Annotated in this window: 23 protein-coding genes; 7 read left to right on the forward strand and 16 right to left on the reverse strand. The window is 70.3% G+C overall.

Annotated features, from left to right (window positions below; genetic code table 11):
* Window positions 1–37: 37 nt before the first annotated feature.
* The 15 genes from FF100_RS14840 to FF100_RS14910 form a co-directional block, all read right to left on the reverse strand.
* Window positions 38–1579 (reverse strand): amidohydrolase family protein, encoded by a 1542-nt coding sequence (locus tag FF100_RS14840; protein ID WP_139036462.1) that lies wholly within the window; start codon window positions 1577–1579, stop codon window positions 38–40.
* 15 nt (window positions 1580–1594) lie between these two features.
* Window positions 1595–2422: a carbon-nitrogen hydrolase family protein gene (locus tag FF100_RS14845; protein WP_139036463.1), complete on the reverse strand. Its 828-nt coding sequence runs from the start codon at window positions 2420–2422 to the stop codon at window positions 1595–1597.
* Entirely contained in the window at window positions 2419–3216 is a 798-nt protein-coding gene (locus FF100_RS14850; RefSeq protein ID WP_139036464.1) for an ABC transporter ATP-binding protein, read from the reverse strand. The genes FF100_RS14845 and FF100_RS14850 overlap by 4 nt, the downstream gene beginning before the upstream one ends.
* A complete protein-coding gene (locus FF100_RS14855; RefSeq protein WP_139036465.1) occupies window positions 3213–4103 on the reverse strand; it encodes an ABC transporter permease in 891 nt (296 codons plus the stop codon). Before FF100_RS14855 ends, FF100_RS14850 begins: the two co-directional genes overlap by 4 nt.
* A gap of 63 nt (window positions 4104–4166) precedes the next feature.
* Window positions 4167–5219, reverse strand: coding sequence for an ABC transporter substrate-binding protein (locus tag FF100_RS14860; protein ID WP_139036466.1), 1053 nt, complete (start codon window positions 5217–5219; stop codon window positions 4167–4169).
* 178 nt (window positions 5220–5397) lie between these two features.
* Window positions 5398–6009 (reverse strand): transposase, encoded by a 612-nt coding sequence (locus FF100_RS38630; RefSeq protein ID WP_139036467.1) that lies wholly within the window; start codon window positions 6007–6009, stop codon window positions 5398–5400.
* Window positions 6010–6255: 246 nt separating this feature from the next.
* A complete protein-coding gene (locus FF100_RS14870; protein WP_139036468.1) occupies window positions 6256–7446 on the reverse strand; it encodes an ABC transporter substrate-binding protein in 1191 nt (396 codons plus the stop codon).
* A 56-nt stretch (window positions 7447–7502) separates the two neighbouring features.
* Window positions 7503–8243: an ABC transporter ATP-binding protein gene (locus FF100_RS14875; protein WP_139036469.1), complete on the reverse strand. Its 741-nt coding sequence runs from the start codon at window positions 8241–8243 to the stop codon at window positions 7503–7505.
* Window positions 8243–8998, reverse strand: coding sequence for an ABC transporter ATP-binding protein (locus tag FF100_RS14880; RefSeq protein ID WP_139036470.1), 756 nt, complete (start codon window positions 8996–8998; stop codon window positions 8243–8245). The genes FF100_RS14875 and FF100_RS14880 overlap by 1 nt, the downstream gene beginning before the upstream one ends.
* Window positions 8995–9897 (reverse strand): branched-chain amino acid ABC transporter permease, encoded by a 903-nt coding sequence (locus FF100_RS14885; protein WP_139036471.1) that lies wholly within the window; start codon window positions 9895–9897, stop codon window positions 8995–8997. The genes FF100_RS14880 and FF100_RS14885 overlap by 4 nt, the downstream gene beginning before the upstream one ends.
* The gene (locus FF100_RS14890) at window positions 9897–10769 is read right to left on the reverse strand and encodes a branched-chain amino acid ABC transporter permease (RefSeq protein ID WP_139036472.1); all 873 of its coding nucleotides are present in this window, start codon (window positions 10767–10769) and stop codon (window positions 9897–9899) included. The genes FF100_RS14885 and FF100_RS14890 overlap by 1 nt, the downstream gene beginning before the upstream one ends.
* A gap of 61 nt (window positions 10770–10830) precedes the next feature.
* A complete protein-coding gene (locus FF100_RS14895; RefSeq protein WP_139036473.1) occupies window positions 10831–11211 on the reverse strand; it encodes a cupin domain-containing protein in 381 nt (126 codons plus the stop codon).
* A 138-nt stretch (window positions 11212–11349) separates the two neighbouring features.
* Window positions 11350–12822 carry a 4-hydroxyphenylacetate 3-hydroxylase family protein gene (locus tag FF100_RS14900; RefSeq protein WP_246102085.1) on the reverse strand — a complete coding sequence of 491 codons (1473 nt, stop codon included), beginning with the start codon at window positions 12820–12822 and terminating at the stop codon, window positions 11350–11352.
* Between the two features lie 149 nt (window positions 12823–12971).
* A complete protein-coding gene (locus tag FF100_RS14905) occupies window positions 12972–13493 on the reverse strand; it encodes a flavin reductase family protein (protein ID WP_139036474.1) in 522 nt (173 codons plus the stop codon).
* 136 nt (window positions 13494–13629) lie between these two features.
* On the reverse strand, window positions 13630–14169 hold the full coding sequence (locus tag FF100_RS14910; protein ID WP_139036475.1) for a MarR family winged helix-turn-helix transcriptional regulator: 540 nt from the start codon (window positions 14167–14169) through the stop codon (window positions 13630–13632).
* Window positions 14170–14433: 264 nt separating this feature from the next.
* Between FF100_RS14910 and FF100_RS14915 the strand changes: the two genes are divergently transcribed.
* From FF100_RS14915 to FF100_RS14945, 7 genes are all read left to right on the forward strand, one after another.
* Window positions 14434–15330 carry an HpcH/HpaI aldolase/citrate lyase family protein gene (locus FF100_RS14915; RefSeq protein WP_139036476.1) on the forward strand — a complete coding sequence of 299 codons (897 nt, stop codon included), beginning with the start codon at window positions 14434–14436 and terminating at the stop codon, window positions 15328–15330.
* A 920-nt stretch (window positions 15331–16250) separates the two neighbouring features.
* Window positions 16251–17111, forward strand: coding sequence for an ABC transporter permease subunit (locus FF100_RS14920; RefSeq protein ID WP_139036477.1), 861 nt, complete (start codon window positions 16251–16253; stop codon window positions 17109–17111).
* Window positions 17108–17803, forward strand: coding sequence for an ABC transporter ATP-binding protein (locus FF100_RS14925; RefSeq protein WP_139036478.1), 696 nt, complete (start codon window positions 17108–17110; stop codon window positions 17801–17803). Before FF100_RS14920 ends, FF100_RS14925 begins: the two co-directional genes overlap by 4 nt.
* Window positions 17804–17829: 26 nt before the next feature.
* Window positions 17830–18849 carry an NrtA/SsuA/CpmA family ABC transporter substrate-binding protein gene (locus FF100_RS14930; RefSeq protein WP_139036479.1) on the forward strand — a complete coding sequence of 340 codons (1020 nt, stop codon included), beginning with the start codon at window positions 17830–17832 and terminating at the stop codon, window positions 18847–18849.
* A gap of 35 nt (window positions 18850–18884) precedes the next feature.
* Window positions 18885–20249: an NtaA/DmoA family FMN-dependent monooxygenase gene (locus FF100_RS14935; protein WP_139036480.1), complete on the forward strand. Its 1365-nt coding sequence runs from the start codon at window positions 18885–18887 to the stop codon at window positions 20247–20249.
* A 9-nt stretch (window positions 20250–20258) separates the two neighbouring features.
* Window positions 20259–21503, forward strand: coding sequence for an acyl-CoA dehydrogenase family protein (locus FF100_RS14940; RefSeq protein WP_139036481.1), 1245 nt, complete (start codon window positions 20259–20261; stop codon window positions 21501–21503).
* Window positions 21504–21543: 40 nt separating this feature from the next.
* Window positions 21544–23115 carry a rhodanese-like domain-containing protein gene (locus tag FF100_RS14945; RefSeq protein ID WP_139036482.1) on the forward strand — a complete coding sequence of 524 codons (1572 nt, stop codon included), beginning with the start codon at window positions 21544–21546 and terminating at the stop codon, window positions 23113–23115.
* 36 nt (window positions 23116–23151) lie between these two features.
* Here the strand turns inward: FF100_RS14945 and FF100_RS14950 are convergent, their stop codons facing one another.
* Window positions 23152–23568: an OsmC family protein gene (locus FF100_RS14950; RefSeq protein ID WP_139036483.1), complete on the reverse strand. Its 417-nt coding sequence runs from the start codon at window positions 23566–23568 to the stop codon at window positions 23152–23154.
* Window positions 23569–23636 lie beyond the last annotated feature (68 nt).

A 23636-nucleotide genomic window follows, 5' to 3' on the forward strand; every position in this document is an offset into this window, starting at 1 on the left:
TCCCGGCCAGCCGGCACCGGCGGTATCGGACGATGCCCTATCGCCGAGACGAGCCGGCGTAGAACGGGTCGCGCGGCGCCTCGGGCAGGTAATCGGCGTAGAACGCCTTCACGTGCGGGAAGACCGCCCGGCCGAGCTCGCGCCGTGCCACTTCCTCGGGCGAGCGCGGCCGTCCGAGTATGTCGGCGATCTCGGCGAGAACGGCGTCCCGGTCGACCTTGGTGAAGCGCCCCTCGGCATAGACCAGCTCGCCGTCGATGTAGACGGCATCGACGCACTCGGTCTTGGCGCGCTGGACCAGGGCGTCGAGCACCGGGATGTCGGGGTCCTGGAACGGGTAGGTGGCGCGCCGCCAGTCGATCAGCGAGGCGTCGAAGAAGCGGCCGGGATCGAGCCGCCCGATCTCGGCGCCGAAGGCCGTGGTCATGGCGCCGGATTCGGTCGCCATCTTCACCACCTGGGACGGGGTCGGCACATCGTCGTCGTCCATGCCCGGCACCCGGTGGACCCGCAGCGCCAGCCGCAATTCCTGGAGCATGTCGCGGTCGTCGTTGATCCCCGCCTCGTCGAGCCCCATCCCGACCGTGATGCCCTTCTTCTCCCAGGCATTCAGCGGCGCGAGCCCCGAGCGCAGCCGGAAGTTCGACGAGCAATTGTGGCAGATGCAGGTGCCGGTCTGCGCGACGATGTCGATGTCCTCCTCATTGAGCCAGACGCCGTGGCCGAGGGTCATGTGCGGCCCGAGCACGCCGAGGTCGTGGAGGTGGCGGAGCGCGGTCTTGCCGGTGCGGCGGCGGGCATATTCCTTCTGATAGGCGGTCTCCAGCAGGTGCATGTGCATCGGCACCCCGGCGGCGCGGGATTTCTCGTGGAGCGCGACCAGCCCCTCGTCGGTGCACCAGTGGAGGTTGGCCGGAGCCAGCTGGATCCGGGTCAGGCGATGGCCCTCGTTCTCCTGCGTGAGCTGGTCGAACAGGCGCAGGAAGTCGGGAAACGGCATCGCCTGCGCCTTGAGGTGCGCGGCGAGCTGCGCCCCGAGATCGGCCGGCAGGCGGGCGCAGAACGCCTCGTCCGCCTCGTAGACGAGCCGGTTCTGCTCGCGCACGGCGTAGCAATAGGAGGCGCGCATCCCGAGGCTTCGGTAGCCGTTCAGGGTCTTGGTCGCGGAGGCATGGATGGCGTCGTAGCCGCCGGCCATCCAGCCCTGGATGTGCTGGACCGTGGTGATGCCCGAGGCCACCATCTCGAAGGCGGAGTAGAGCGTGTCGAGGGTCAGGTCGAGGCGCCGGGCCGGCAGGCGGCTCGCGAACCACAATTCCAGGGCATGGTCGGGCGAGCCGAGCTGGAGCGGGGTGAGCCCGACATGATGGTGGCTGTTGACGAAGCCCGGCAGCATGACGTGGCCGGGATAGCGGCGCAGCTCCGCGCCGGGCGCCGTCCGCTGCATCTCCTCGACCGGGCCGACCGCCACGATCACCCCATCGCGCGAGAGGACGGCGCCGTTCTCGACGATGACCGGCGTGTTGCGATCCTTGATCCCGGTGACGACCCAGCCGGCCTGGACGATGAGTTCTGCCATGGGTTTGGTGTTCCGTTACGCTGCGGGAAGGGAGGGTCGGTCGGAATCCGGCAGGGAGCCGGTGACGGGGCCGATGACCGGGCTTGGCGCGTCGGGTCGCCACGCCGCGAGGACGCGGCCGTCCGGCCCGACGACGAGGCTGTCGCCGTCGTGCCGCACCGGCCGGCCGAGGCCGTGCTCGATGCCGTGGCGCGAGGCCGCGACCGCCGCGACGCGGCAGCGCCGGGCGTGACCGGCGAGCTCGCCGGTGAAGAAGCCGGGCGGATCCTGCGGCGCCGGCCCGGCGACCAGGACCGCGACGAGGTCGGCCCCGGCCGACGCCGCGTCCCAGGCCTCGGGAAAGCGCCGGTCGTAGCAGACGAGGGCCGCGATCCTCAGGGAACCGCCCGGACATTTGACCCGCACCGCCGGCGCGTCCAGCGGGCCGGCCCGGAAATGGTCGGCCTCGCCGAAGCGTTCGCCGGGCAGCGGAGGCGGCAGCCGCCGCTTGGCCGCGATCCGAACCAGGCTGCCGTCTGCTTCAGCAAGGAGCGCCGCATTGAGCGGCAGCGCCTCGCCGTGCTCGGACAGCGCCAGGCCGAACACCAGGCCGATCCCGTGGCGGCGCGCGAGCGCCCCCATGCGACGGGCGGTGAGCCCGTCCTGCGGCTCGGCGAGGTGGCGCCAGTGCGCCGGATCCTCGCCGGCGACGTAGGGCAGCACTGTCAGTTCCGGCAGGATGGCGAGACCGGCACCCGCGGCGGCGGCCTCGGCGACCCCCGCCTCGACCTCCCGCCAGAGCCCGTCCGGATCGTGCCCGGCCGGGCCGACCGGGATCGCGGCGACGCGCATGGGAGCACTCATCGCGCCGCGGCGGCCTCCTGCTCGGCGAAGGCGCGGTCGACCTCGGCGCCGAGCAGTTCGGTGAACAGGTCGCGATAGGCGTGGTAACGGGGATCCCGCGACGGCCGCGGCCGCGGCAGGTCGATCGGCACGATCGTCTTCACCCGCCCCGGTCGGGCGGTGAACACCACCACCCGGTCGGCGAGCGAGATCGCCTCGTCGATCGAATGGGTGACGAGAAGGACCGAGGCGCCGCTGTCGCGCCAGATCTGCAGCAGGAAATCCTGCATGCGCGAGCGGGTCTGGACGTCGAGGGCCGCGAAGGGCTCGTCCATCATCAGCACCTTCGGCCGCATGGCGAGCGCCCGGGCACAGGCCGCGCGCTGGCGCATGCCGCCGGACAATTCGTCCGGCTTCTTGTCGAGCATGTCGCCGAGCCCGACCCGGCGCAGCATCTCGACCGCCATCTCGCGCCGCTTGACCGGCGGCACGTGCCGGACGGCGAGGCCGAAGGCGACGTTGTCGGCGATGGTGAGCCAGGGAAACAGCGAGGCCTCCTGGAAGATCAAGCCGCGCTCGGCGCTCGGACCGGTGACGGGATCGCCGTCGGCCAGGATCTCGCCGCCGGTCACCTCCTCGAGCCCGGCGATCATGTAGAGGAGCGTGGACTTGCCGCAGCCGGAGGGCCCGAGCAGCACCACGAACTCGCCCGGGGCGACCTCGAAATCGAGATCGGCGAGGGCCTGGACCGGGGCGCGGCCCTCCGGCATCCAGCGCTTCGAGACGGTGCGGATCGTGACGGCGGGGCGGGTCATCGGGCGCCTCCCGGGCCGACCCACCACAGCATCTTCCGCTGCACCTGGCGCAGGGCGAAATCGGACAGGAAGCCGAGCACGCCGATGATCGCCATGGTGAAGAAGACGAGCTTGGCGTTGAAGGTCGAGCGGGCCATCGAGGTGATCTGCCCGAGCCCGCTCCCGACCCCAACCGTCTCGGCGATCAGCACCACCATCCAGGCGGCGAACAGGTTGAGCCGCAGCGTCATGAACAGGCTCGGCAGGATCGCCGGCAGGACCACCCGCCAGAAGGTCTGCCGCCCGGAAGCGCCCATGATGCGGGCGACGTGGATGTAGTTCTTCGGCACGCTCTCGATCTGCGCCCCCGTCGAGAGCACGATGGTGAAGAACAGCGTGATGAAGACGAGGAAGATCGCCGGCTTGTCGCCGATGCCGAAGACGAAGATGGCGACCGGCAGCCACGCCACCGGGGAGATCGGGGCGAGCAGCAGGACCGTCGGCAGCAGGAGGTTGCGCAAGAGCCGGACGTAATGGACCAGCGCGCCGACGAGCACGCCGCCGACGAAGCCCAGGCCCAGCCCGACGAAGACCCGCATCGTCGTCCAGCCCATGGTGATCAGGAGTGCCGCAAACCCGCCGCCGCCGCCTAGGCTGCCGATCCGGTTGGAGCGGTCGAAGTAGCGGAGCGTCCCGGGAATGTCGGACAGGAACAGGTGGGGCGGCGGCAGCAGCAGCGGGTTGACGAGGTCGAGCGCCCATAGGCCCTCCCACAGGCCCGCGAACAGGCCGAGGGAGACGATGGCCCAGCCCAAGGCAGCGAGGCGCCGGCGCCAGGCGGGCGGGAGCCCGGGCAGCGCGGCGCGCACCGGCGCGGGGACCGGGCCGATCCGTGCGTGTGTGGTCACGAGGCGAGTGTCCGTGCGGGAGGAAGGGCGGCCGGGCCCTGCGCCCGGCCGTTGAATGGCGCGTCAGGCGGCCTTCAGCTTCAGGCCGGCATAGAGGCTCTTGTTCTCGGCGATCACCGCCTCGAGCAGGCTCCAGTCGAAGGCACCCTCGTCCGGGGCCTTCTTGACGTAGCCGAGGTCCTGCATCGAGGCGCCGCGCGCGATGATGAATCGGGTCTGGTCGCGCTGATCGACCACGATCGGCTGCTTGGCGGAGGCGTCGATCGCTGCCTCCATGCTGGTCTTGTAGTACTTGCCAACCGTGTCCTTGAGAGCGGCGGTCTTGTCCGCCTCGGCCTGGGACTGGGCGACGAACAGGGCCTTGATCACCGCTTTCACGGCCGCCGGGTTGCTCTTGATGAGCGGCGCGCGCACGGCAAGCACGCAATCCGAATAGCCCTTGCCGTAGACGTCGGTGCCGTTCGACAGGACCTTGGCGCCTTTCCGGCCCATCACGCATTGCGAGGCGTAGGGCTCGATGTGGCAGATCGCGTCGAGGGCTCCGGCCATGAACGCCTGGGCGAGCTCCGGCGAGGTGTCGAGGTACTTCACCTCGACATCGCGAAAGCTCATCCCGGCCTTCTTCAGGTAGTCGTAGGGCAGCACCTCGAGGGTGTCGGCCTGGAAGGTGCCGAAGGTCTTGCCCTTGAGGTCGGCCGCCGAGTTGATGCCCTCGCGGGCCACGATGATGCAGCCCTCGACCCCGCCGCCGGCGACGATCCGCACGGGCGCGCCGGCGTCGTACAGGGTCATGAAGTTCGAGTAGGGAATCATCGACATGTCGACGAGACCGGCCCCGAACATCGTGGTGATCTCGGTGTTCGAGGGCGTCACCACGAAGTCGAGATCGACGCCGTCCGCCTTGGTCAGACCCCGCTCCTTGGCGAGGAACATGCCCATGTTGCAGAACCCGGAGCCGTGGGTGGCCTTCAGCGTGGTGCCCGCTGCGGCAGGGCTCGGCGCCAGCAGAGCCGCGAGATGCGCCGGCAAGGCGACCGCGGCCGCGGCACCGGCGCCCCGGCCCAGGAAGCCCCGCCGGGAAAGGTTACGATAGAACGACCCGTCACGATCGCACATGGCTCGGTCCCGTCTCGAAGACGTGGACATCCGGTGAACGGCACTCTCACCGCGGACTCGGCGAGACCGCTCGACCATGCGCGCATGGCCGGGCGGACCCTCAGCGGACACCCGACGATGGGCACGCCAACCCGAAAAGAGCCTTTGCGGCTCTGCGCTGCGGCTGATGCCAAGCAAGTCACGTGCCAGCGGTCGACCTCTCGCCTCGCATGAGCGCCCTCTGGCGGGCGTCCGTTGCCGTCGTGAATGCCGCGACCCGCCGCGATGCTCCTGACGGCGATGCCGTCTTGCCCGTGATCAGGTGTGGAACAAGGCCCGCGCTTCCGGAGTGATCGGCGTCCGAACGGGCCTCCCAGGATACGTCGTCCAGGTTGCCGCCCGCGCTCTCAACGGGAGGCTTGCGGAGGCTGGTCGTGCGTGCCGATCCGCGTGTGGGCCGGGCGCTGGTCTTCGACGCCCACGACCGGGCATTCGCCGTCTTCCGTGGCAACTGCCGGTGCGGCCTCTCGGGCCGCGACTCAATCGGCATCGGAACGCGGGGACACTGGCCCAGCACGAGAGCGGACGCGAAGTTTCGGGCGAGCGTGTCGAAGCGGGTGGCGCTGCGGCGGAAGTCCTTCAGGCGGCAAAACCCCTCGACCCGCCAGCGGCCGCGATGGCGCCCGTTGTCGGGGCGGGTCTCGCGCGTGCGGGCGCGGGTGCCGGGAATGACCACGCTGATGCCCGGCCGGCGCAATTCCTGGCGCCGCCAGTCGGCATCGTCGCCCGTGTCAGCGATCGGCCGGCGCACGCGGCCCGGCGCCTCGGCGCCTCACCGAACGGCACGATCGGGGTGATCGGGCGTTGGGCCGGTGCGGCCGGCCCGCTTCCGCCGCCACACCCGCCTCGCCCCCGGGGCGGCCATCCTCGGCTGGAGGACGGCGCCCCTCGCGTGCCCGTCCGCTACGCGCGGAGCGCCGGCATCGACGGTTTCTTCCCGCTTCTCCAGGCCAGCCTCATCACCCGCAACCGGAGACAGCGGTTCTGTCAGGCACCCTTAATCGACCTTGCGCGTATCGAGCAGCGCCCAAGTGCCGTCCTTCACCTCGACGACGTAGATCGGCTTGATCGCATCGCGGTCCTCGCCGAACGAGATGCTGCCCTCCAACGCATCGAAATCCTTCAGCGATGCCAGGGCGTCGCGGACGGCCGTCCGCTCGGCAGCGAGCTTGCTCGACTCGGCCGTCACCTTGGCGCGCGAGGCCGCCTCGGCGAGCAGGTAGACGATGTCGTAGGCGGCGGCGTCCTGCTGGTTCGGCTCGTGGCGGGCGATGCCGGCGGCCTTCGTCCGCTCGCCGAACGCCTTGGCGAAGGCCTGCGTCCGGGCATTCAGCACGGGAAAGAACGTCGTCCCGATGGTCAGGGCCTCGCCCGCGCCCTCCATCCGCCGCGGCAGTTCCGGGTCGGCGATGGTGGTGCCGCCGACGAGGCGGCCCTTCACGCCCTGGCGCTTCATCTCCTTGGCGAGGTTCACCGCCGCCTCGGGCGGAGCGCCGAGCCCGATGACGTCGGCCTGCATCTGCGCGAGGCGCGAGACCTGCGGCGACAGATCGAAGGCGTTGTACTGGAAGTCGACGCTGCCCTTCACCGGGATCTCGTACTTCGCCATCAGGCCCGGCAGCACCGCCGTGCCGATCGACTTCGATACCACGTCGTCGGTGGCGTACGCGATGGCGCCGCTGGCGCTCGGCAGCTTCTTGTCCTTGAGCGTCGCCAGGACTTGGTCGATGACCTTGCCCTCGTCGCGGGTGTTGCGGAAGGCGTAGGAGAAGCCCTTGGTCAGGTTGGGGGCCGACGACGACATCGACATCTGCACGATGCCGAGGCGCTCGCCGGCCGGGAACGCGACCCGGACCTCGCTGGAGCTGAACGGGCCGATGACCGCCATCGCCTTGTCGTCCTCGGCGAAGCGGCGGACCGCGAGGGCGGCCTGCTTCGGGTCGCCGCCGGTGTCGAACTTGACCAGCCGCAGGGTGTGCCCGCCGACGCCGCCCTTGGCGTTGATCTCGGCGACCGCCATGTCGACCGCCACCTCGTTGGTGTTGGCGAGGCTCACATAGGGGCCGGTCTTCGCCATCGAGAAGCCGAGGACGATCTCGGCGGCCCGGGCGCCCGGCGCCGCGAGCAGACATGCCGCCATGACCGCCCCACCGACCGCCCCACCGGCCGTCTTGCCCGTCGCTGTCATCACCCTGTCCCCTTATGGTTGGTTGACGTGTGGTCGGCCGACCCTGCGGCGGTGCCTCAGTGCAGGGCGGCGGGCTCGCCGGCGGCGCGGCCGAGATAGGCTTCCGCGAGGCGTGGGTCGCCGGCGAGCTGGGCCGGATCGCCCGCCATCACGATCCGCCCCAGTTCCAGCACCGCGGCTTTGTGGGCCACGGCGAGGGCCTGGGCGGTATTCTGCTCGACGAGCAGGATCGTGATCCCGTCGCGATTGAGTTCGCGGATCAGCGCGAACAGGTGCCCGATGAACAGCGGCGACAGGCCCAGCGACGGCTCGTCGAGCATCAGCAGCCGCGGTCGGGCGATCATCGCCCGACCAACCGCGAGCATCTGCTGCTCGCCGCCCGAGAGGCAGGACGCCGCCATGTGGCGGCGCCGGCCGAGATTGGGGAACCGGTCGTAGATCGCCGCGATGTCGCGCTGTACGCCGTCGGGATCGCGCCGGAGATGGGCCCCGACCAGAAGGTTCTCCTCGATGGTCAGCGAGACCAGGATCCGGCGCCCCTCCGGCACCAGCACGAGGCCGCCGGCCAGCCGGGCCGGAACGCCGGCGCCGGTGATGTCGCGGCCGTCGAAGACCACCCGCCCGCCGCGCGGGCGCACCACCCCGGCGACAGCCTTGAGCAGGCTGCTCTTGCCGGCCCCGTTGGCCCCCAGCAGGGCGACGATCCCGCCCTCGGGCACGGCGAGCGACAGCTCATGCAGGGCGGTGACGTGGCCGTAGGCGACCGAGAGCCCGGCGATGTCGAGGAGAGTGCGCATCAGGCCGCCTGCCCCAGATAGGCCGCGCGCACCCGCTCGTCGCGCTGCACCTGCGCCAGCGTGCCCTCGGCGAGCTTCTGGCCGAAATCGAGGACCACGACGTGCTCGCAGACCTCCCCGACGAACTGCATGTCGTGCTCGACGACGAGCAGCGTGACGCCGCGGCCGCGCAACAGGGCGAGGTGGTCGCGCAGGGCGTTGGTCTCGGTCGGGTTGAGGCCGGCGGCGGGCTCGTCGAGCATCAGCAGCGACGCCCCCGAAAGCGTGGCGCGCACGAGGTCGACCCGCTTGCGGATGCCGTAGGGCAGCCCCCCGACTCCGGCATCGGCATAGGCGGCGAGCCCCGCTTCGGCGAGGGCGTCGATCGCCTCGCGCCGCCAGCGGTGATTCGGGACGAGGCGGAACGGCACCAGCAGGTCGCGCAGGCCGCGGGTGGTGGCGTGCTGGCCGACGAGCAGGTTCTCCACCACCGACAGATGGTCCATCAGCCGGACGTTCTGGAAGCTGCGCGCGATGCCGTGCCGGATGCGCTGGCGGGACGGCAGCGCGGTGATGTCCCGCCCGGCGAGCAGGATGCGCCCGCCGGTCGGGCTGTAGACGCCGCTCACAAGGTTGAACACGGTGGTCTTGCCGGCACCGTTGGGGCCGATCAGCGCCGTCGCCCGTCCCTTGGGCACGGTGAAGCTGAGATCCTGCACTACCTGGAGGCCGCCGAAGGCGATCGAGAGATGCTCGATGGCGAGGAGCGCGGTCATGATCCGGATACCTCCGTGCTCAGGCGCGTCTCGGGGCCCGGGTGCCCGGAGGTGCGAGACGGGGCGCGGGAGGCGGCGCGGCGGCGCGGGCGCCAGTGGGCGCCGGCGGTCACCAGCCCCTGCGGACGCAGGGCCATGACGCCGATGATGAGGAGGGCGAACAGCACGTAGCGCCAGCCGCCGCCGGCCCGTAGCACCTCGGGCAGCAGGGTGAAGAAGGCGCCCCCGACGAGCGGCCCCCACACCGTCTGGACCCCGCCGAGCAGGACGTACAGCACCGTGAAGATGCTCAGAGCGACGTTGAAGTGCTGCGCCTCGACGAAGCTGAAATGGTGGCCGTAGAGCCCGCCGCCGAGCCCGCCGATCACGGCCCCGAGGGTGAGCGCGCCGACCTGGACCGCCCGGACGTTGACGCCCATCAGGTCGGTCACGACCGGGTCGCTCTTGATCGCCGTGAGGTAGAGGGCGAAGCGGGTGCGCGAGAGCAGCAGCATGGCGGCGAGGATCGCGGCGGTCGCGGCGAACACGGCCCCGGGCCCGGCATAGGCCGAGACAGGGTAGCCGGCGGCGCCGCCGACGACGTCGAGGTTGAGGAAGATCGCCGCGATCACCTGCCCGAGGGCGAAGGTCGCGAGCGCGAGATAGATGCCCTGGGTGCGCAGGATCGGCACCGCCACGAGGAGCGCGAGTAGGCCGGCGCAGGCGCCGCCCGCGGGAACCGCCGCGCCGATCGACCAGCCGGCCTCGTTGGTGAGGTAGGCGGCCGCGTAGGCCCCCGTCGCCATGAAGCCGGCCACGCCGAGGTTGAGCTGGCCGGCGGCCATCGGCAGGTAGACCGCGTAGGCCGCGATGACGTTGAAGCAGAGGATGACCAGAAGGCCGGATTGGTAGCCGGTCATTACAGCTTCTCCCGAGCCGGAGGACGGCCGAACAGGCCCTGCGGGCGCAGCACCATCACGGCGAGCAGAAGGCCGTAGACGGTGACGTTGACGACGTCGGCGCCGAGATAGGTGATCGACAGAACCTCGGTCAGCCCGATCAGCAGGCCACCGGCGACGGCGCCCCAGATGCTGCCCATGCCGCCGAGGATCATCGCGGCGACGCCCTTGAAGCCGACGCCCTCGCCCATGAACGGCGACACCTGGAGGTAGTTGAGGGCGAACAGCACGCCCCCGAGGGCCGTGAAGACCGCGCTCAGGATGAAGATCCCCGGCACCAGCCGCCCGACATCGATGCCGAGGATCACCGCGGTCTCGCGGCTCTCGGCGATGCTGCGGACCTGCCGGCCGAGGCTTGTGCGCGACAGCACCACGGAGATCGCCACGACCAGGGTCAGGGCGACCGCAAGGCTGACGAGCTGGGCGCCGCCGACGACGAGGCCGCCGATGCGCAGGTTGAAGTCCGGCACCAGCGCCGGGAAGGCCTGCTGGTCGGACCCGGCGCCGACCAGGGCGAGGTTCTCCAGGAGGACCAGGAAGCCGAGCGAACTGACGAGGGGCACCTCCGGCTCGCGCGCCTGGCTGCGGCGGTAGGACAGCCGCTCGACAGCGAGCGCCACCAGCCCCGCCGCCGCCACCGCGCCCAGGATCGCCAGGCCCCAATGCAGGCCCTTGCCGATCAGGATCCAGGTCACCATCCCGCCGACCATGAACAGGCCCGGGATCGAGAAGTTGAGGAAGTTCAGGATGCCGATCGACAGCGTGAACGAGACCGCCACCAGGACGTAGATCGCACCGAGCATCAGGCCGTTGACGAGTTGCTGGGCGATCATGCGGGTCGGACCTTCGGTTCGGGACCGGCGGGGGACGGAGTGGCGGTCATCGTCGGGCGGCTCAGACCGGATCGAAGTAATGAAGCTCGAACAGGATGCAGCCGCCCTCGGACTTGAACGGGCCGTGGAAGGCGCCCGGGGGCCGGCAGGCATAGGTGAAGGGCTTGAATGCCTCGCCGCCGTTGCCCTGCTCGTCGTTGCCGACCGTCAGGTCGCCGGAGACGAGGAAGACTTCCTCCCAGTATTCGTGGACGAACGGCGCGGTGGTGAACACGCCGGGCTCGAAGCGCAGAAGCCGGCTGCGGCTGCCGCGCTTGGCCGCCTCATCGAGGGCCCCCGACAGGATCTTCTGCTGGATGCCCGCCGGATAGCCCGGCGGCACGGCCCAGCCCTCCGTCATGTCGACGGCACGGAACTCGTCATGCACCTTGTTGATGGCCACGGCTCATCTCCTTGAGGAACGATGTGGAAGGACGGATCGCGTCGGGCGGTCGCTATCGCCACGCGAAGGCCGGCGTCGCTCAACGGGCGGCGCGGGCGGGTCAGGCGGAAACCCGGACGCGCTCGTCCGGGACCCGTCTCAGGCGGCGCGGGCGGCCTTCGACTCGCGGTCGAGGTCGTAGCTGCCCAGCATGCCGCTCACGAGGGCGCCCGCCGCCGCCCAGTCGTAGGTGCGGAACGAGTGCCCCTTGGTGACGAAGGTCGCCCCGGCGTAGAACATCTCGTATTGCTGATGGCGGGAGGCGAATTCCGAGCCGACCGCGTCCCAGGCGAGCTTGTAGAACTTGACCCGGTCTTCGGCGTTCGCCGCCGGCGATTGCTGCGTCTTCTCGATCAGGGCGGCGATGTCGGGGTTGGCGAAGTCCGCGGCCGAAGAGGGCAACATGATGAGGCCGCCGCCGGCCAGCTCGCGCAAGGTGTTGAGGATCTTCGGGTAGAGTTGCTGGGTAAGGGTCTGCGCCGCGTAGAGGGTGTGGCGGTCGGGGACGAAGTAGCGGCCCCTCTGCGTGCCCTTGGCCTCCATCGCGGCCACGAGGGCGTCGATCATGCCGCCCTCGGCGGCGAGCTGGCCCAGGGTCTCGCGGACCTGCGGGAAGGTAATGATGCCGTTCATCTCGGCGGTGCGATGGGCGAGCCCGATGAGGAAGCGCACCTTCACCGCCAAGCGGATCATCGCCTGGTAGTTCTGGTAAACGTGGGCCGGCGTCGCGTGGAACTGCTTCTGACACATCGCGATGTTCTTGTACACGAACACCCGGTCCCAGGGCACCTTGACGTCGTCGAAGTACAGGACTGCGTCATTCTCGTCGAAGCGGCTCGACAGCGGGTTGTCGAAGACGTGGGCTGCGGCCGCCTCGTAGGACTTGCGCGACAGGATCTTCAGCCCGGGCGTGTCCATCGGGATGGCGAAGGACAAGGCGTAGGGCTCGTCTCCGGGCTGAAGCGGCTGGATGCAGGTGACCAGCACCTCGTTGGCCATGATGCCGCCGGTGGCGAGCATCTTGGCGCCGCGCACCGTGATGCCGGCGGCATCCTCATCGACCACGCCCGCGGTCAGGAAGGCGTCCTTCTGCTGCGCGGCGCTCTTCGAGCGGTCGGCCTGCGGGTTGATGATGACGTAGGTGAGGTAAAGGTCGTTGTCGCGGGCATAGCGGTAATAGTCGGCCAGCGCCCCGGCTCGGTCGCGGTCGTATTCCTCGAACACCTCAAGCCCCATGAACATCCCGGCGATGCAGGAGGCGACGTGGTCCGGGGCGCGGCCGAGGAAGCCGGCATGCAGGCCGGTCCAGGCCTCGAGGCCCTGCCGGCGGGCGACGAGGTCGCCGTAGCTCTCCGGCAATTGCCAGATGCGGTTGGCGCGCCCGCCCTCCGGCGTGACGAAGCTCATCAAGTCGGCCCGCACGGGATCGCTGGCGAAGTCGAACATTCGGCCGACTGACGCGATGGTGCGGGCGAAGGCCGGGTGACGGGTGGCGTCCTCCACCCGCTGGCCGTCGATGTAGAGGGCCCGCCGGTCCTTCAGCGAGGCGATGTGCTGGCTTCCGGTCTTCATGATGGTTTCCTTCCCGGAACGGTGAGCCGGAGCGTTGCCGCTTCGGTGGCAGACTTGGCGAGGAAAGACTTGGCGAAGAAAGACCTGGTGAAGAAGGACTTGGTAAAGAAGGGCTTGGCGTCCGAGACGGGGCCGGGCTGCCGGCCCGATCAGTAATGGATCGGCAGGGGCCACTCGGGCGCACGGTCGTTGCCCGTACAGACGCCATGATAGCGGCCGCGGAAGAACACGAGCGGCAGGTCGTCGCCGCAGGCCGTGAAGCGCACGACGCGGCCGAGGAAGATCTCATGGTCGCCACCGTCGTGGCGGGCGAAGGGCTCGCACTCGAAATGCGCCAGCGCCCCGGTGAGAAGCGGCGCCTCGGCATGGCCGATCGTGTGCTCGACCGCGCTCCACTTGTCGCTCAACGAGCGGGCGAACTGGTTCGACAGTGTTTCCTGTGTCCGGCTGAGGATATTGACGGCGTAGCCCGCCGCCTCCCGCATCGACGGCAGGCTGCGCGCCCGGCGATCGACGCTGAACAGGATCAGCGGCGGATCGAGCGAGACCGAGTTGAACGAACTCATGGTGAGCCCGATCGCCTCGCCGCCGCCACCGCGCGCCGTGATGACGGCGACGCCGGTGGCGAATTGCGACAAGGCCGATCGGAATGCGCGCTGATCGAAGGCCATCGCCCGTCTCCACGAGATAGCTTTGATACAAAGCTATATCCGGAAGTCAGGCAAGCCCGTTCTTTCGGCTGATGCCGCCCAAGGATTGGGCGCGGCGTCCATGGGCCGGTGCATCGACCCACGCGGGCGGTCGCCGCTATTCGGTGGTCGGGCCCGCGGTCATGCCTTGGTCGGCCAGCGCCTCCAGAAGCGCGGTGGCGTTGTCCCCGCACGAGACCAGACGACCCATCAGGCCGGCGAGGATCCGGAACTCCTCGGCGCTCAGGCAGCCGAACAGGGCATCGTTGACGGGGGCCAGGACCGGGCGCAGACCGGCGAGGCGGCGGCGCCCCTCGTCGGCAACACTGAGCAGCACCCGGCGCCGGTCGCGCTCATGCCGTCGCTTCGCCACCAGCCCCTCGGTGACGAGCTTGTTGACCTCGATGGTGACGAAGGCGCCCGACAGGTGCAGGTGCTCGGCGAGCTGGCTGACCCCGACCCCCTCATCCCCTTCCAGATGGGCGATCGAGATCAGCGTCGTGTAGGCGATGCCGGACAGGCCGATCTGCGATCCGAACCCGGCTCGGCACTGCGCCACGCGGGCGCTGAAGGCGAGGAAGTTCTGGATGAACGCTCGAAACTCGATGTCGTTCTGGCCCGGCATCAATTCGGGCTTGGAGACGGTGTATGCGGACACGAAGGCTCCTCGGCGTAGCGTCGCCGGGCTTGAGGTCGTGCCAACCTCCAGGCCTGTCAATCACCGCGGGGTCGGGGCGGGCATCGCCGCAGCGCAACGGCCCTGCGCCGCGTCCATGGCATTGGCCAGTCTCCGCGCACGGGTTTAGAGACGAGTGCTCCGTCCGCATGAACCGATGGCACCCGGGTGCCATCATCCGCTCGTGTGCCGGGATCCGTCCCGCGACCGGCCTCGGCCAGGGCGCACCGTCATGGAGGCTCGCCGATGCCGCGACCGATTGCAGCCCGCAGGACTTGGATCTTTGCTGGGGGCGCCGACGAAGCCGCCCTGCACCGTGCGGCTGAAGCCCGCCCGGACGTTCTGATCCAGGACCTCGAGGACTTCACGCCGCCGCAGCTCAAGCTCCAGGCCCGCCTGCTGTGCCGCCCGACAGCCGACCTGTGCCGCAGGAGCGGCGTGATCCCGGCGGTGCGCATCAATCCGCTCGAACATGTCGGGCACGAGGACCTCGCGGCCGCGCTGCAGGCCGGAACAGGGGTGATCCTGCTGGCCAAGACGGCCGGTCCCGAGCAGGTCGCGGCCCTCGACCGGGCGATCACCCGGCACGAGCGCGACCTCGGGCTCGCCGTCGGCTCGACCGAGATCGTGCCGAACGTCGAGACCGCGGCGGCTTTGGTGCGCATCACCGCTCTCGCCGAGGCCAGCGCGCGGGTCACCGCGATGCTGATGGCGAGCGAGGACATGGCCGCCGATCTCGGTGTCGGCCGGACCTCGGGATCCGAGGAGCTGGCCTATGCCCGGTCGAGGTTTCTGTTCGAATGCGTCGCCGCCGGGGTTCTGGCGATCGACTGCCCCTACACCTTCTCCCGCCACGACGACATCGACCGCGACCTCGACTTCGCGATTGCCCGCGGGTTCAAGGCGAAGGCGTTGGTCGATCCCGCTCAGGTCGCCCACGTCAACGCCCGGCTGACCCCCTCCGATGAGCAGATCAAGGCCGCCCGGCGCTTGATCTCGGTGTTCGAGCAGGCTCGAGCCGAGGGCCGCACTCCAGCGGAGCTCGACGGCCATCGCATCGAGGTGCCGTCCTACAAGGCGGCCCTCCGGCTGCTCGAGAGGGCCGCTGTGCTGGGCGTGGGGGTACCCGCTTCCGGGTCATAGCGGCTTGCCCCGCCCCCTGCTGCGAGCCGCGCGGGCCTCATGCGGCCCGTGCCTCATGGCTTTGGTGTGTAATTTCACAGCGATTCTGCTGAAAAGAGATCGGATCCTAGTGCATTAACAATATTTATATAATAATATTTACTGCCTATATTATATAATATTTTATCGGTACGGTATGATATGAATATATTGCAAGACCTACTCGGTCGCAGGCATTGTCATTGCGTGGACAGGTGTAGGGTGCAGCAAGATTGGTGACGCCGAAAAGTCCGCCGTCTCGTGGTCAGCAGACATCGAAGCTACGTGACGGCGGAATTTTAGAGCTGGCGCATAGCGGAATTCAAGCAACGGCAGACGGTCGTAGCGACCATTCGAGGATACGACCGAACTTCCGTTTCATGAAAACTGGCCGCTGCGTTCACGTGGTGCGCGCGATTCGCCGGCCGGTGCGCCTGTCGAGCGCTGGGGCAAACCGGATCTCACCGGTTTCGCCGCCCATATCGAGCGACCGGGTCACGGCGTCGAGCCGCCAAGCCGCTGAGGTCCCGAAGCGGGGCGAAGCCATCCGCCCCGGGATACCGCCGCCGCGGCGGGCCAGGCCCAAGACGCGCGCACGACTTGGTCCTTGGTCCGCATCCGGGCCTCCAGGACTCGTCAACCCTGCGACCGGTGCCGGCTGACGACCCGCCGCGGCGGGGCCACGAAGCCCTCCCGGCATCACGTCGCCCGCTCCGGCCAGGCGTCTGATCGTTGCCACGGCGCAGGGCCATACCGGGCTGTCTCCGGGCGTCCCGCCCGGTGATCGCGCTATTAGTTTACAAAATCGATCGAATAAAATACCAAGCCGGCACGACGGGGCTGTACCCGGCGCGCCGCGGTCGCATCGGTCGCCGGACGCCGCGTATGCGAGGCGAGCATTCATGGCGGTCGAACTCTCCACCAAGGTGCCCCAGGCAGTGTCGGGCGCACTGCACGAGGCACCGCGCAAGGCGGACCGAAGGCGCTGGAGCGAGCGCGAGCTGATCGTCCTGTCCTGGCTCGCCCCGCTCCTGTTCGCGCTGGCCTGGGAGGCCCTATGCCGGTTCGGCGGCGTGAACCCGCAGGTCATGCCGGCCCCGAGCGCGGTGCTCGCCACCGCCTGGACGCTCGTCGCCGACGGCTCGCTGTTCGTGCATCTCGGCTACAGCCTGCTGCGCGCCGCGACCGGCTTCCTCATCGGCGGCGGCATCGGCTTCGGGCTCGGCCTGATCGTCGGCTTCTCGCGCCTCGCCGAGGCGCTGCTCGACCGCTCGATCCAGATGATCCGGGCGATCCCGTTTCTCGCGCTCCTGCCGCTCGTCATCGTGTGGTTCGGCGTCGACGAGGCCGGCAAGATCTTCCTCGTCTCGCTCGGCGTACTGTTCCCGATCTACATCAACACCGTGCTCGGCATCCGCCAGGTCGATCCGAAGCTCCTCGAGGTCGCGAAGGTCACAGGGCTCAGCCTGCGCGGGCGCATCGCCAAGATCATCCTGCCCGGCGCGATGCCGTCGATCCTGACCGGGGTGCGCTACGCGCTCGCCGTCGCCTGGCTGGCGCTCGTCATCGCCGAGACCATCGCCACCACGAAGGGCATCGGCTTCCTGGCGATGGACGCGCGCGAGTTCCTGCAGACCAACGTCATCGTGCTGACCATCGTCATCTACGCGGCGATCGGCGTGATCGCCGACGGGATCGCCCGCGCCCTGGAGCGCCGGCTGCTCGCCTGGCACCCGAACTACGCCAAGGAGGAAGGCCGATGAGCGCCGCCGTCACCGTCCGGGCCTTGCGCCGCCGCTACGGCGAGCGGGTCGTGATCGACGGCCTGGACCTGCGGATCGAGACCGGCGAGTTCGTCGCCATGCTGGGCGAGAGCGGCTGCGGCAAGACCACCCTCCTGCGGGCGCTCGCCGGTCTCGACCCGGTCGATGGGGGGCGGATCGACGGCCCGGCCCAGCCGTCGGTGGTGTTCCAGGAGCACCGGCTGCTACCCTGGGCCCCGCTCTGGCAGAACGTCGCCCTCGGGATCGAGACGCCGGAGGCGAAGCTCCAGGCGGTCGCGGCCCTGCGCGAGGTGGGGCTGGCCGGACGCGAGGGCGACTGGCCGCGCAACCTCTCGGGCGGGCAGTCCCAGCGGGTGGCGCTCGCCCGCGCCCTGGTGCGCGAGCCGCGGCTCCTGCTCCTCGACGAGCCCTTCGCCGCCCTCGACGCGCTCACCCGCATCAAGATGCACGGGCTGATCAAGGACCTGGTGGCCCGCCACCGTCCCGGCGTCCTCCTCGTCACCCACGACGTCGACGAGGCCATCGCCATCGCCGACCGCATCCTGGTGATGCGCGCCGGCCGGATCGCCGCCTCCTACGACGTCGCGGCCGAAACGGAAGCGGGACCGGCGCCCTTGCGCGGCAAGCTCCTCGGCGAGCTCGGCGTCACGCTCCATCACCGCGCCGCCTGATCCCCGAACCCACAGGACTTCTCGTCATGACCCGCTCGGACGTTCCCGCTCTCGACCGGCGCCGCCTCATCCAGGGTGCCGGCTTGGCGCTCGGCGCCGCCGCCACCGGGCTTGCCGCCTCCCCGGGCCGGGCGCAGAGCGCCGGCACCACGGGAACCCGCAACACCGACACCGTCCGCCTCGGCTGGGGGCGCGGGGGCCTGCCGCTGATCGCCCGCGAGCGCGGGGAGTTCGAGAAGGGCCTTGCCGACCAGGGCATCACGGTGAAGTGGGTCGGGCCGTTCCCCAACCACGCGCCCTCGCTGCAGGCCGTGGTCGGCGGCAGCGCCGATTTCGGATTCTGGGGCAGCACCACCCCGGCGCTCGCCGCCATCATCGCCGGCTCGCCCCTCGTCTTCACAAACTACAACGTCTACTCGCCGCGCTCGACCGCGATCATCGTCAAGAAAAATTCCGGCATCGACTCGGTCAAGGATCTCGCCGGCAAGAAGGTCGCGGTGAACCGCTCGGGGCTCGGCGAGTTCCTGCTGGTCGCGGCGCTGGAGAAGCACGGTGTCGACCGCAAGACGGTCGAGTTCGTGTACCTCAACCCGCCGGACGCCTCGCCGGCCTTCGGCCAGGGCCGGGTCGATGCCTGGTCGATGTGGACGCCCGCAGTCGACATCGCCCGCGACCTCTACGACGCCAAGGACATCTTCTTCGAGGGCACCGACCTCGATTTCCTGATCGACTACTCGTCCCTGGTCACCTTGCGCGACTTCACCACCAAGAATTCCGCCCTCGTGCGCGCGGTGATCGACGCCTATGCCCGCGAGGGACGATGGATCAGCGACCACCCGGTCGAGGCCGAGACCATCGCCCAGAAGGAGGGCAAGTACGGCGACGCCGTGCGCGACCACCTCGCCGGGCTCAAGCGCCAGAACCGCTTCTACGAGGCCGACGACGCCGCCTTCCTCGCCGGCTTCCAGAAGGCGGCCGACTGGCTCGCCGACCGGGCGATCCTGCCGAAGCGGGTCAAGGTCGCCGACCATTCCGTGCGGGTCTGACGTACCCCTTTCCTCTCCCCGCCCGGAGCACGCCCATGCCCACTCCAAAACCCGTCCGCCTCGGCGTCAACGTCCTCGCCTCCGGGCGCCACGACGCCGCCTGGAAGACCTTCTCGGACCCGGCCTCGCTGTCCACCGACATCGACGCCTTCCTGCGCATCGCCAGGGTGGCGGAGAAGGGCAAGATCGACGCGCTCTTCCTCGCCGACGGACCCGGCGGCCTCGTCGACGAGGCCTTGCACCGGCCCTGGCGCGCCCTCGACCCGGTGACGCTGCTCGCCGCCCTGTCGCAGGCCACCAGCCATATCGGCCTCGTCGCCACCACCTCGACGATCTTCGGCCACCCTTACGCGGTCGCCCGCCAGATCGCCTCCCTCGACCACATCAGCAGGGGCCGGGCGGCCTGGAACATCATCACCAGCCAGACCCCGGTGGCGCTCGCCGCCTACGGGCTGCCGCACGGCTTCGACCAGGACGAGCGCTACCGGCGCGCCACCGAGTTCGTCGAGATCGTCACCGGCCTGTGGGATTCCCTGCCCCGGGAGGCGATCGTCGCCGACCGCGACCGTCATGTCTTCGTCGATGCGACCAAAGTCCGACCCATCGCCGTCGAGGGCTGCCACTTCAGCGCGAGCGGCGCGTTGTCGGCCCCGGTCGGGCCGCAGGGGCGGCCGGTGATCTTCCAGGCCGGCCAGTCGGAGGACAGCAAGGCGTTCGGGGCGCGGTATGCCGACGCCCTGTTCACCGGTCAGCGCCTGATCGAGCCGGCGAGAAAATTCTACGCCGACGTGAAGGCGCTCGCCCGCAGCCATGGCCGCGACCCCGACCAGCTCCTCGTCATGCCGGGCCTGTTTCCGATCGTCGGCAGCACGGAAGAGGAGGCCCTGCGGCGCAAGGCCGACCTCGATGCCGGCCTCGACATCGACTTCCTGCGCGGGGAGCTCGCCCGGCACTTCGCGCTCGATCCCGACGACCTGCCCCTCGACGCCCCCCTGCCCTACGACCGGATCGACGCCGCCGAGCCGCGCGTGCCGATCGCCTCGCGCTGGCCGCGCAAGCAGATCCTCGCCGAGGCGGTCGAGCATGGCTGGACGGTGCGCCAGGCCGCGCTCAGCAACATCGTCGGCGGCCACCGGATGATCGTCGGCCCGCCGGAGGCGGTCGCCGCCGACATCCTGCACTGGCTCGATACGGGCGCGGCCGACGGCTTCAACCTCAACATCGACGTCCAGACGAGCGGGCTCGAGGACATCGTCGATGCCGTTCTGCCGCTCTTGCGCAAGGCCGGGCGGTTCCGCGACGCGTATACCGGCCAGACCCTCCGCCACCATCTCGGCCTCAATCCCTACCTCGACCCGCGCGACGCCGAACCGCTGCGCCGCACCGGCACCGGCCGATAGGAGTTGGCGATGATCCAGGGACAGACCCTCGATCCGGGCGCCGCCACCCGGCCGGACTGGAGCCCCGTTACCCGCCGCCTCGGCCTCGACGCGCTGTTCTCGGATTTCGCCGAAGGAGCGGCCGCCCGCGACGTCGCCCGCCGCCCGATCTTCGCCGAGACGGCGGCACTGAAGGCGCGCGGCTTCGGCGCGGTGCGGCTCTCCCGCGAGGCGGGGGGCGCCGGCGTGAGCGTTCCTGAGCTGTTCGCGCTGACCCGCGACCTCGCCAGCGCCGATCCGAACATCGCCCACGTCTTCCGCAACCACTTCTTCGCCGTCGAGCAGCATCGACAGACGCCCGACGCACCCGTCTCGGCCCGCATCCTGGCGCTGGCGGGCGAGGGGCGGATGTTCGGCAACGCCGTCTCGGAGGCCGGCGGAGGACCGGCCGGCAGCCTGGGCCAGGTGCCGGGCGCACGGCTCTTGCGCGACGGCGCGGGCTACAGGGTCTCCGGCCGCAAGATCTACTCGACCGGCAACATGTATGCCGATCACCTCGTCGCCTCGGCTTTGGACGAGACGAGCGGGCGGACCGTGCAGGTCCTGGTCTCGACCCAGGCGCCGGGCGTGACCCTCGACGACGACTGGACCGGCTTCGGCCAGAGGCTCACCGGCTCAGGGACCACGGTGTTCGAGGACGTGGCGGTGGCCCCCGAGGATCTGTTCGCGCTGCCGGAGCGGGCCGAGGGCGAGCCGCATCTCTACGGCTTCACCTTCCACCAGGTCTACCTGACGGTGGTGATCTCCGGCATCGTCACCCGGATCCTCCAGGACGCCCTGGCGCTGGTCCGGGGCCGGTCGCGCAACTACTACCACGCGCTCGCCGAGCATCCGTCCGGCGAACCGGAGATCCAGGCGGTGATCGGCCGGATCGCCGCCCACCGGGCCGCGATCCTCGCGGTGACCGACCGGGCGGTCGCCGCCCTCGACCGTGCCTGGGCACGGGCGGCGGAGCCCGACGCGGAGGCGCTGTCGATCGCCGCCAGCATCGCGGCGGCCGAGGCCAAGATCGTGACCGACGAGGTCGCGGCGACGCTGGCAAGCCTGCTCCTCGACGTCGGCAGTGGCAGCGCCGTCGCGACCGAGCGGGCCCTCGACCGCCATTGGCGCAACCTGAAGGTCATCGCCGCGCACAACCCGCGGATCTACAAGGAGCGGGTGGTCGGCGACCACTACCTCAACGGTGCACTGCCCCCGACCGGGGCGTTCTTCTGAGCCGGGCCCACTGCGCGCGCCTCACATCCAAGGGATCCGGATGACCAGGACCATCACTGCGCGAGAGTTGCGCGCCCACTGGGCCGAGGGCCGCGAGATCGCCCTCCTCGACGTGCGCGAGGAGGGCCCGTTCGCCGAGGCGCATCCGCTCTTCGCCCTCAGCGTGCCGGTGAGCGAGATCGAGACGAGCCTGCCGGCCCTGGTGCCGCGCCTCTCGGCACCGATCGTGGTCTACGATTCCGGCGAGGGCTATGCCGCACGGGCGGCCAGGCGCCTCACGGCCCTGGGCTACCGCGACGTCGCGATCCTGGAAGGCGGGCTTCAGGCCTATGCCCGCGTCGGCGAGGTCTATCGCGACGTCAACGTGCCGTCGAAGGCCTTCGGCGAACTGGTCGAGGCGATCCGGCACACCCCGTCCCTGCCGGCGGCCGAAATCCGGCGCATCCTCGACGAGGAGACGGACGTGGTGGTGGTCGATGCCCGCCGCTTCGAGGAATTCTCGACCATGAGCATCCCGGGCGGGCGCAGCCTGCCGGGGGGCGAGCTGGTCTACCGCATCCGCGAGGCCGCGCCCTCCCCCGACACCCTGGTGGTCGTCAACTGCGCCGGGCGCACCCGCAGCATCATCGGCACCCAGAGCCTGGTGAATGCCGGCCTGCCGAACCGCGTCGTGGCGTTGCGCAACGGCACGATCGGCTGGACGCTGGAAGGATTGTCCCTCGCGACACGCCGCACCGAGCAGGTGGCCCAGCCGTCCGAGGCGACGCGGGCCTGGGCCCGCGAGCGCGCGGCTTCGTGGGCCCTGCATGTCGGGGTTCCGGTGATCGGGGCGGAGGATCTGGCCCGGTTCCGCGCCGAGGCCGGGACGCGCACGCTCTACACCCTCGACGTGCGCGACCCCGCCGAGCACGCCCTCGGCCACCCGGCGGGCTTCGCCTCGGCGCCGGGCGGGCAGCTCGTTCAGGCGACCGACGAATGGCTCGGCGTCCGCGGCGCCCGCGTCGTGCTCACCGACGACGATGGCGTACGCGCCCGGATGGCGGCGTCCTGGCTCGTCCAGATGGGGTGGGACGCCAGCGTCCTGGCGGAGGGCGTGGCCCTCCCCGACGCCGTTCCGGTGCCGGAACGGGCCCGGGTGATCCTTCCGGCGGAGCCGGCGCTGACGCCGGACGACCTCGCAGGCCTGCCCGACGCGACGGTCGTCGATCTCGCCCGGAGCCCGGCCTATCGCAGGGGCCACGTCCCGGGCGCCTGGCACGCCTCCGGGCCGGCTTTGGCGCGCGACCTCGCCGCCCTGCCGGGCGAGGGTCCGGTCGTCCTGACCTCGCCGGACGGGCGGGTCGCGGCGGCCAATCTCGCCGAGGCGCGGAGGGCGACGGCGCGCCCGGTGCTGCTCCTCGCCGGCGGGACGCAGGCCTGGACGGATGCCGGCCGGCCGCTCCAGACCGAAGGCCGCTTCGTGTCCGAGCCGATCGACGTCTACAAGCGGCCCTATGAGGGCACCGACAACGCCCGGGCCGCGATGCAGGGCTACATCGACTGGGAGTTGCAGCTCGTGGCGCAACTGGCCAATGACGGGATTGCACGGTTCCGCGTCGCCCGCTCCCCCTGAGGGCGAAGCCGTGCCGGCGGAGCAACCGGCCCGCCTTCAGGCGACGGCCGTGACCTCGACCGTGATCGGACCGCCGCGCCGGATGGTGTTGTAGACCGGGCAGTGGTCGCGAAAGTGCGTCGTCAGCCGCTCGGCGGTCGGCTGGTCGACGCCCTCGACCGCGAGCGTGACCAGGATGCTGCTGAACCGGCTTTCGTCGGCCTCGTCCCGAACCGCCGTGACCTCGGCTGAGGCGGCCCGGACCACGATTCCGAAGTCGCGCGCGTCGCTCTCGACGCTGGCGAGCGCGCAGGAGGCCAGCGCCGAGACCAGGAACTCGATCGGGTTGGGCGCGACCGAGGGCACGCGCCGGATCATCGCCGAGTCGGACAGGAACACCTTACCCTTGCCTTCGAGCACGTAGCGGCCCGCGTCCCCGGTGGTGCGGGCCGTGATGGCCTGAATCTCGCTCATGGTCGCTCATCCCCTGGTCGCTCGTCCTGTTCCCGGCCCGGCTGCCTGCGAGGCTCGGCCGTTGAAAT

This window comes from Methylobacterium terricola, from assembly GCF_006151805.1.
Taxonomy (GTDB): Bacteria; Pseudomonadota; Alphaproteobacteria; order Rhizobiales; family Beijerinckiaceae; genus Methylobacterium; species Methylobacterium terricola.

What these genes read in the sequence shown, in the direction of transcription:
- FF100_RS14840 (WP_139036462.1), bottom strand. Translation starts at nt 1,579, where the DNA reads ATGGCAGAACTCATCGTCCAGGCCGGCTGGGTCGTCACCGGGATCAAG.
- FF100_RS14845 (WP_139036463.1), bottom strand. Translation starts at nt 2,422, where the DNA reads ATGAGTGCTCCCATGCGCGTCGCCGCGATCCCGGTCGGCCCGGCCGGG.
- FF100_RS14850 (WP_139036464.1), bottom strand. Translation starts at nt 3,216, where the DNA reads ATGACCCGCCCCGCCGTCACGATCCGCACCGTCTCGAAGCGCTGGATG.
- FF100_RS14860 (WP_139036466.1), bottom strand. Translation starts at nt 5,219, where the DNA reads ATGTGCGATCGTGACGGGTCGTTCTATCGTAACCTTTCCCGGCGGGGC.
- FF100_RS14870 (WP_139036468.1), bottom strand. Translation starts at nt 7,446, where the DNA reads ATGACAGCGACGGGCAAGACGGCCGGTGGGGCGGTCGGTGGGGCGGTC.
- FF100_RS14875 (WP_139036469.1), bottom strand. Translation starts at nt 8,243, where the DNA reads ATGCGCACTCTCCTCGACATCGCCGGGCTCTCGGTCGCCTACGGCCAC.
- FF100_RS14880 (WP_139036470.1), bottom strand. Translation starts at nt 8,998, where the DNA reads ATGACCGCGCTCCTCGCCATCGAGCATCTCTCGATCGCCTTCGGCGGC.
- FF100_RS14885 (WP_139036471.1), bottom strand. Translation starts at nt 9,897, where the DNA reads ATGACCGGCTACCAATCCGGCCTTCTGGTCATCCTCTGCTTCAACGTC.
- FF100_RS14890 (WP_139036472.1), bottom strand. Translation starts at nt 10,769, where the DNA reads ATGATCGCCCAGCAACTCGTCAACGGCCTGATGCTCGGTGCGATCTAC.
- FF100_RS14900 (WP_246102085.1), bottom strand. Translation starts at nt 12,822, where the DNA reads ATGAAGACCGGAAGCCAGCACATCGCCTCGCTGAAGGACCGGCGGGCC.
- FF100_RS14905 (WP_139036474.1), bottom strand. Translation starts at nt 13,493, where the DNA reads ATGGCCTTCGATCAGCGCGCATTCCGATCGGCCTTGTCGCAATTCGCC.
- FF100_RS14915 (WP_139036476.1), top strand. Translation starts at nt 14,434, where the DNA reads ATGCCGCGACCGATTGCAGCCCGCAGGACTTGGATCTTTGCTGGGGGC.
- FF100_RS14920 (WP_139036477.1), top strand. Translation starts at nt 16,251, where the DNA reads ATGGCGGTCGAACTCTCCACCAAGGTGCCCCAGGCAGTGTCGGGCGCA.
- FF100_RS14925 (WP_139036478.1), top strand. Translation starts at nt 17,108, where the DNA reads ATGAGCGCCGCCGTCACCGTCCGGGCCTTGCGCCGCCGCTACGGCGAG.
- FF100_RS14930 (WP_139036479.1), top strand. Translation starts at nt 17,830, where the DNA reads ATGACCCGCTCGGACGTTCCCGCTCTCGACCGGCGCCGCCTCATCCAG.
- FF100_RS14935 (WP_139036480.1), top strand. Translation starts at nt 18,885, where the DNA reads ATGCCCACTCCAAAACCCGTCCGCCTCGGCGTCAACGTCCTCGCCTCC.
- FF100_RS14940 (WP_139036481.1), top strand. Translation starts at nt 20,259, where the DNA reads ATGATCCAGGGACAGACCCTCGATCCGGGCGCCGCCACCCGGCCGGAC.
- FF100_RS14945 (WP_139036482.1), top strand. Translation starts at nt 21,544, where the DNA reads ATGACCAGGACCATCACTGCGCGAGAGTTGCGCGCCCACTGGGCCGAG.
- FF100_RS14950 (WP_139036483.1), bottom strand. Translation starts at nt 23,568, where the DNA reads ATGAGCGAGATTCAGGCCATCACGGCCCGCACCACCGGGGACGCGGGC.